The sequence below is a fragment of the Bradyrhizobium sp. AUGA SZCCT0169 genome, assembly GCF_018130085.1.
Lineage (GTDB): Bacteria > Pseudomonadota > Alphaproteobacteria > Rhizobiales > Xanthobacteraceae > Bradyrhizobium.
In genome coordinates this window covers 82,415-89,571 of record NZ_JAFCMC010000029.1, presented here as the reverse complement: position 1 = coordinate 89,571, position 7,157 = coordinate 82,415, and the positions used below count along the sequence as shown (strand labels likewise).

General features: G+C 63.8%; 6 protein-coding genes. 4 read left to right on the top strand and 2 right to left on the bottom strand.

Going from position 1 to position 7,157, the window contains the following annotated elements:
* Window positions 1-390 precede the first annotated feature (390 nt).
* Window positions 391-1,242: an SDR family oxidoreductase gene (locus JQ609_RS26180; protein WP_212275738.1), complete on the bottom strand. Its 852-nt coding sequence runs from the start codon at window positions 1,240-1,242 to the stop codon at window positions 391-393.
* Between the two features lie 217 nt (window positions 1,243-1,459).
* Here JQ609_RS26180 and JQ609_RS26175 point away from each other — a divergent pair, with 217 nt between their 5' ends.
* Window positions 1,460-2,956 (top strand): aldehyde dehydrogenase family protein, encoded by a 1,497-nt coding sequence (locus JQ609_RS26175; protein ID WP_212215245.1) that lies wholly within the window; start codon window positions 1,460-1,462, stop codon window positions 2,954-2,956.
* Window positions 2,957-3,103: 147 nt separating this feature from the next.
* Here the strand turns inward: JQ609_RS26175 and JQ609_RS26170 are convergent, their stop codons facing one another.
* Window positions 3,104-3,481 (bottom strand): winged helix-turn-helix domain-containing protein, encoded by a 378-nt coding sequence (locus JQ609_RS26170; protein ID WP_212209537.1) that lies wholly within the window; start codon window positions 3,479-3,481, stop codon window positions 3,104-3,106.
* 138 nt (window positions 3,482-3,619) lie between these two features.
* Here JQ609_RS26170 and JQ609_RS26165 point away from each other — a divergent pair, with 138 nt between their 5' ends.
* The 3 genes from JQ609_RS26165 (at window position 3,620) to JQ609_RS26155 (ending at window position 7,156) form a co-directional block, all read left to right on the top strand.
* The gene (locus tag JQ609_RS26165; RefSeq protein WP_212275736.1) at window positions 3,620-4,747 is read left to right on the top strand and encodes an alkene reductase; all 1,128 of its coding nucleotides are present in this window, start codon (window positions 3,620-3,622) and stop codon (window positions 4,745-4,747) included.
* A gap of 104 nt (window positions 4,748-4,851) precedes the next feature.
* On the top strand, window positions 4,852-5,367 hold the full coding sequence (locus JQ609_RS26160) for a GFA family protein (RefSeq protein WP_212209539.1): 516 nt from the start codon (window positions 4,852-4,854) through the stop codon (window positions 5,365-5,367).
* A 124-nt stretch (window positions 5,368-5,491) separates the two neighbouring features.
* Window positions 5,492-7,156 (top strand): thiamine pyrophosphate-binding protein, encoded by a 1,665-nt coding sequence (locus JQ609_RS26155; protein WP_212275735.1) that lies wholly within the window; start codon window positions 5,492-5,494, stop codon window positions 7,154-7,156.
* Window position 7,157 lies beyond the last annotated feature (1 nt).

The window sequence follows — 7,157 nt, the reverse complement described above, 5'->3', positions numbered from 1 at the left end:
AGAACTCGTCTCCGGGGAGATCACGGCATAAGCCGTAAAGCCATTGCGCAGGGAAGGCCGGGTGTTCTCCGCTGCCCTGTATGCTCGTGTGCAGCATTTCTTGTGCTAACCGCACACGGGACCGCGGGTGCAGCGCGCACCCGGTCTTCCCTGCGCCCTCTGTTTCGAGGGCGGGAAGTTTCTGGCAAAGCTCGGGCGTAATGCGCCGCGAGAATGCGAAACTGCGTTTGGATGACGGTGCAGATACAAACACCGCCGTCGTCCCGGCCTTGAGCCGGGACCCATACGCCGCGGCCCATCGATGAGAGCACTGGCGTTAGCGACCTTCTGCAACAATGAGCATCACGCGGTATGGGTCCCGGCTCAAGGCCGGGACGACACCGAGTCTTATCACTTCCCCTTCACAAACCGCGCAAATGCCTCCGCGTAATCCTTGTGCCAGCGCGACAGCGCCGGGCGGTTTTCGACGATATCGCCGGCGGCCCACAGCATGCGCCGTTCGTCGAGTTGCCGCGGCACGTCATTGTCGGGGCACAGGATGTAGAAATCGCCGGCATCGATGCGTTCAATCATGAAGTCGACGGTCTGCTCGGGCGTCCAGGCACCATCAGGTTTCTCGGTGCGGCCGCGGGAGGTGAGGGCGGTGAAGACGTGACCGGGGATCATCAGGTGCGCGCTGATCTGGCACCCTTCGGTGTTGCGCAGCTCATGCTGCAGCGCCTCGGTCAGCGCTTTCACGCCGGCTTTAGAGACATTGTAAGCGGGATTGCCGGGTGGCGTTGTAATGCCTTGCTTGGAGCCGGTATTGATGATGAGCCCGGGCCGTCCGCGTTCGATCATGTGCGGCGCGAAAACCTGGGTGCCGTGGATAATGCCCCAGAGGTTGACGTTCAGAATGCGCTGCCAGTTCTCCAGCGGACCGAAGCTGTTGCTGTCGGGGCCGATGCCGGCATTGTTCATCAGGATGTCGGTGCCGCCGAACCGCTTCTGCACCGCAGCTTCGAGCCTGGCGACGTCCTCAAACCGGCTGACATCCACCTCGGCGGTCATCACATCGGCGTCGCCGCCCTTGGCGACAGACGACAGTTTTGTGGCAGCCTCCGCCAGTCGCGCGGCGCCGATATCGGCAATGCAGACTTTCATGCCGAGGCCGGCGAACCGCATCGCGGCCGCCAGCCCGATGCCGGACGCGCCTCCGGTGATCACGGCGACATGATTGGTGGACATGGCAGGGTGGGGCATGCAGACTTCCTCCGGACACAAATCGGGTTACACTACTTATCAGCGCAAATCTTCATCAGGACAATATCGGCACGTACGAACCGGCATGGCAGGTCTTCATTTCCCGTCCCGCTTCCGGAGGCTCGTTCCGCTTTACGGTTTGGAGCCCGACGATATAGTTATCCAGATATAACGATCTTCATCACAAGAACGGCTATCGATCCAAGGGAGTAAATACATGGCTGTATCACAGGCAATTCCGATCACGCGCCACCCCTATGCGGATGGTTCCTACAAGAAGATGCTGATCGACGGCCAGTGGGTCGATGCGGCCTCCGGCAAGCAGTTCGAGACCCATAACCCGGCGACCGGCGAACTGCTCGCCACGGTAGCCGAGGGCGACGCCGAGGACATCAACCGCGCGGTGGCGGCAGCCCGGCGGGCCTTCGAGGGTCCGTGGAGCAAGGTCAAGCCGTTCGAGCGGCAGAACCTGCTGTTGAAGCTCGCCGATCTCGTCGAGAAGAATTTCGAGGAGCTGTCGCAGCTCGATACGCTTGACATGGGCGCGCCGATCAGCCGCACCCGCGGCAACCGGCTGCGCGTGCTCGGTATGCTCAGGTATTATGCGGGCCAGGCCACCGCGCTGCATGGCGAGACGATCGAGAACTCGCTGCCCGGCGACATCTTCTCCTACACGCTGAAGGAGCCGGTCGGCGTCGTCGGCGCGATCATTCCCTGGAACGGCCCGCTCAGCGCCAGCGTCTGGAAGATCGGTCCGGCGATCGCGACCGGCTGCACCGTGATCCTGAAGCCGGCCGAGGAATCGCCGCTGACCTCGCTGCGGCTGGCCGAGCTCTGCATGGAGGCCGGCATCCCGCCCGGCGTCGTCAACGTGGTGCCTGGTTACGGCGAGACCGCGGGCGCGGCACTGTCCTCGCATTCCGGCGTCGACAAGGTCGCCTTCACCGGCTCGCATGTCACCGGGCAAGCCATCGTCAGGGCCTCCGCCGGCAACCTCAAGCGCGTGTCGCTGGAGCTCGGCGGCAAATCGCCGGACATCGTGTTCGCCGACGCCGACCTCGATGCGGCGGTGCCGGGCGCGGCGATGGCGGTGTTCGCCAATTCCGGCCAGATCTGCAGCGCGGGGACGCGCCTGTTCGTCGAACACAAGATCTATGACGAGTTCGTCGGCCGCGTCGCCGAATTCGGCAAGAAGCTGCAGGTCGGCAACGGCCTCGATCCCAACACCCAGATCGGACCCTTGGTGTCGGCGGAGCAGATGAAGCGCGTTTCCGGCTATCTCTCGATCGGCCAGCAGGAGGGTGCCAAGGCGCTGACCGGCGGTACGCCGCTGACCGAAGGCGCGCTGTCGAAGGGCTATTTCGTGGCGCCGACCGTGTTCGCCAACGTGCAGGACAATATGCGGATCGCGCAGGAGGAAATCTTCGGCCCGGTGATCTCGGCGATCTCGTTCAAGGACACCGACGAACTGATCGCACGCGCCAACGCCACCACGTTCGGATTGGGCAGCGGCGTCTGGACCACCAATGTCAGCAAGGCGCATCAGGTGGCAAAATCGCTGCGCGCCGGCTCGGTCTGGGTCAATTGCTACCAGGCGATGGACCCGGCGGTGCCGTTCGGCGGCTACAAGATGAGCGGCTACGGCCGCGAGTCAGGCAAGCAGCACCTGGAGGAGTATCTCAACGTCAAGGCGGTCTGGATCAAGACGGGGTAGGGTTTACGTCGTCCCGGCCTTGAGCCGGGACCCATAACCCCGGTCATCTGTTGTTGAAAGAAGCCGTCTCCCATTGTGCTCAATAATTACCGCTGCGGCGTATGGGTCCCGGCGTTCGCCGGGACGACGACTACTAAAAATCGGTCGTCACCCCGCCCGCTTCTTCCGGCCGATCTCGCTGCGCAGCGCCTGCAACTCCTTGCGCGCCGCGCTCGCGGCGTTGCGTTCGATCTTGCGGTAGCGCTTGACCAGCGAGATGCCGAACGACGTCAGCACCGCGCCGCCGCCGTTCTTGCCGCCGGTCTGCCGCTCGACGGCGGCCTGCCGGCAGATGCGGTTGATCTCGTCGACCAGATCCCATGCCCGCTTGTACGACATCTCCATCGCGCGGCCGGCAGCCGAAATCGAGCCGCAGGTCTGGATGTTCTCCAACAGCTGGATCTTGCCCGGCCCGATCCGGGCGTTCGCATCCAGATCGATGCGAACGCTGAGCGAAGGAAGCGATTTGGCACTCGATTTCGGCATGAAAATACTGGCTCACTACATCGGTTCGAGCGGGCGCCCGCTTCGCTTTCAAAACAAAAGCTGCTCCAGTCTTTTACGGGCAAGCGGAACCGGTTACATACTCGTATGAATACGGATACTTTGGAGTTCCACACCGGCATGAATCATCCATCATTGTTTTCCCCGCTGCAGATCGGTCCCTACCAGCTCAAACATCGTCTCGCCCTAGCGCCGCTGACGCGGATGCGGGCGGAAAAGCCCAGCCTCGCGCCGCGGCCGCTGAACGCGGAATATTACGCCCAGCGCGCGACGCCGGGCGGATTGCTGATTGCCGAAGCCTCGCCCGTGATGGCGACGGGTTTTGGCAGCCCCGGCGTCCCCGGAATTTATACCGAGCAGCAGATCGCGGGCTGGCGAAAGGTCGTCGATGCCGTTCACGCCAAGGGCGGCGTGATCTTCCTGCAGCTCTGGCATGTCGGCCGCGTTTCGCATTCCTCGTTCCAGCCCGGCGGCGTGCTGCCGGTCGCACCCTCGGCGGTTGCGATCCCGCCCGATCTGAAGACCGGGACGGCCGACGGCAAAGCCGTGACCTACGAGACGCCGCGCGCGCTCGAGACATCCGAAATCCCTGGCGTGGTCGATGCCTACCGGCAGGCGGCGAAGAATGCGCTTGCCGCCGGCTTCGACGGCGTCGAGATCCACGGTGCCAACGGCTATCTGATCGAGCAGTTCCTGCAGTCGCACACCAATCTGCGCACCGATCAATATGGCGGCTCCATCGAAAACCGCACGCGCTTTCTGATGGAAGTGACAGAGGCCGTGGTCGAGGTCTGGGGCGCGAGCCGCGTCGGCCTGCGGCTGTCGCCGTACGGTATCGCCAATGGCAGCGGCGAGCCGGACCCGATGCCGCTCTATAGCCATGTCGTGCAATCGCTCAATCCGTTCGGGCTTGCCTATCTGCATTTCATCGAACCGCGCTCCAGCGGCGCCGGCCGCGCCGAGGTCAACCATCAGAACGTGCCGTCGGCGATGGTGCTGTTCCGCCCCATTTGGAAAGGCGTGCTGATCACGGCCGGCGGCTTCACCGGCGAGACCGCGAATGCCGCGATCGCAGCCGGCCATGCCGATGCGATCGCGTTCGGACGGATCTTCATCTCCAATCCGGACCTGCCGCGCCGCCTGCAACGCGGCTTCCCGCTGACGCCCTATAACCGCGCGACCTTCTATGGCGGCGACGTCGCCGGCTACACCGACTACCCCGCACACGACGAGTTGGCGCAGGCATAGCACTCCACCGTCATTGCGAGCGAAGCGAAGCAATCCATCTCACAACGTAAAGAAAGAATGGATTGCTTCGCTTTGCTCGCAATGACGAAACGTGAGGACCGAGCATGTTTCCCGAGCTCGAAGAAACCGAAAAGAAAAAGGCAAAACCTGTGGCGGTGGGAAAACCCGCCGCCGGCCAATGCCTGTGCGGCAAAGTCTGCTTCGAAATCGACGTGCCGGCGCGCTGGGCCTGGCACGATCATACGCCGTCGAGCCGCCGCGCCCACGGCGCGGCCTACGCGACCTATGTCGGAAGCTGGCGCAAGCGCTTCCGCATCACCGAGGGAAAGACCTCCATCACCCGCTATGAAGACAAGGCGACCAAGACCGTGCGCAGCTTCTGCAGCAGCTGCGGCACGCCGATCGCCTACGAGCGCCCGCGTTCGCCGCACATGGTCAACATTCCGCGCGCGCTGTTCACCGGCCGCACCGGCCGCCAGCCGCTCTACCACATCGCGATCGAGGAGCTGCAGGAATGGGCTTATACCGGCGAACCGCTGGTGCCGCTGAAAGGTTATCCCGGCGTGGTCTGGCAGCGCTCGAAAAAGAAGAAGCGCAGTGATCGCGAGGGGATGTTCTAGCCATAACCAGCTTCATGCCTGATCACGCAGGGCAGCCATGACCGCGCTCCATTTGATCTCACCATTGCCGATCGTCATGATGGCCTGATCCCGAGAGGTCAACGAACCTCGGGCAGGAGGAAGTATGAAAAATCGCATTACCGGGCGCTCGGCCTTTCTCGCGCTGCTGAAGGACGAGGGCGTCACGCATCTGTTCGGCAACCCCGGCACCACCGAACTGCCGATCATGCACGCCCTGAAGGATCATCCTGACCTCACCTATGTGATGGCGATGCAGGAGAGCCTGGTGGTCGCGATCGCCGACGGTTACAGCCGCGCCTCGGGCAAGCTCGTCGCCTGCAACGTCCACGTCGCGCCCGGGCTCGGCAATGCGATGGGCTCGCTGTTCAACGCGGCCTTCACCGGCACGCCGATGATCCTGACTGCGGGCCAGCAGGAGCAGGGCCACGGGCTGATGGAGCCGGTGCTGTATGGCCCGCTGGTGCAGATGGCGGAGCCGCTGGTGAAATGGGCCGTCGAGGTGACGCGGCTGGAGGATCTGCCGCGGATCGTGCGCCGCGCCGCCAAGATCGCAACCACGCCGCCGACCGGGCCGGTGTTCATCTCGCTGCCGGGCGACATCCTCAACGCCGAAGCCGGCATCGAGCTCGGCCGCTCCACCCGCGTCGATACCCGCGTCAAACCATCGGACGAAGCGCTCGGGGCGTTGGTCGCGCGCATCCTCAAAGCGGAGCGGCCGGTGATCATTAGCGGCGACGAGATCGTCAAGAGCGACGCGTTGAAGGAAGCCGCGCAGTTCGCGGAAGCGATCGGCGCGCCGGCCTATCAATGTTCGACGCCCTACGGCGCGCACTTCCTGTCGGAAAGTCCGTGCTTCATGGGCGCGCTGTCGCGCCTGCAAAAGCAGGTTCGCGAAGTGCTGTCGCCTTACGATCTGATGATCGTGCTCGGCGCCGATCCGTTGCGGATGTCGGTCTACAGCGAAGTCGATCCGCTGCCCGACGGGCTCGGCATCGTGCAGATCGGTCTGGTCGACTGGGATCTCGCCAAGAATTACGGCGCCGAGATCGCGCTCAAGGCCGACGTGAAGGAAACCCTGCGCGCGCTGGTGCCGGCGCTGAAGGCGGCCGGCGGCGGCGCGCTCGAAACGCGCGCCAAGCAGGGCGTGGCCGCGCTGGCCTCAAAGAACTGGACCGCGAAACGCAAACCGCTGATCGAGCAGATATCGAAGGCCAGCACCAAATCGCCGATCGATCCTGACTGGCTGGCGCTGCAAGTGGTCGAGGCGATGCCCGACAATGCGATCCTGGTCGACGAAGGCCTGACATCGTCGCGGCAAATCCTGGCGTTGCGGCCGCACCGCGACCGCTACGGCTATCACGCGCTGGCCTCGGGCGGCATCGGCTGGGGCCTGCCGGCTTCCGTCGGCGTCAGCCTTGCCAATCCCGAGCGCCCGGTGGTGTGCTATTCCGGCGACGGCAGCTCGATGTATTCGATCCAGTCGCTGTGGACCGCCGCGAACCACAAGCTGCCGCTGACCTTCGTGATCGTCAACAATGGCGGCTATCGCATCATCAAGCAGCGCCTGCTCGCCTTCCACGGCGACGATCATTATGTCGGCATGGACTTCGTCGATCCGCCGGTCGATTTCACCGGCGTCGCCAAATCACTCGGGCTCGAAGCTATGCGTGTCACCGATCCAGGGCAACTGAAGTCGGTGCTGTCGTCAGCTATTGGTCGGCCCGGCACCAAGCTGATCGAGGTGGTGGTGAGCAATTCGGTGAATTGAG

Coding starts and splice junctions, on each gene's coding strand:
- JQ609_RS26160 (WP_212209539.1), top strand. CDS start 4,852: ATGTTTCCCGAGCTCGAAGAAACCGAAAAGAAAAAGGCAAAACCTGTG.
- JQ609_RS26180 (WP_212275738.1), bottom strand. CDS start 1,242: ATGCCCCACCCTGCCATGTCCACCAATCATGTCGCCGTGATCACCGGA.
- JQ609_RS26170 (WP_212209537.1), bottom strand. CDS start 3,481: ATGCCGAAATCGAGTGCCAAATCGCTTCCTTCGCTCAGCGTTCGCATC.
- JQ609_RS26175 (WP_212215245.1), top strand. CDS start 1,460: ATGGCTGTATCACAGGCAATTCCGATCACGCGCCACCCCTATGCGGAT.
- JQ609_RS26165 (WP_212275736.1), top strand. CDS start 3,620: ATGAATCATCCATCATTGTTTTCCCCGCTGCAGATCGGTCCCTACCAG.
- JQ609_RS26155 (WP_212275735.1), top strand. CDS start 5,492: ATGAAAAATCGCATTACCGGGCGCTCGGCCTTTCTCGCGCTGCTGAAG.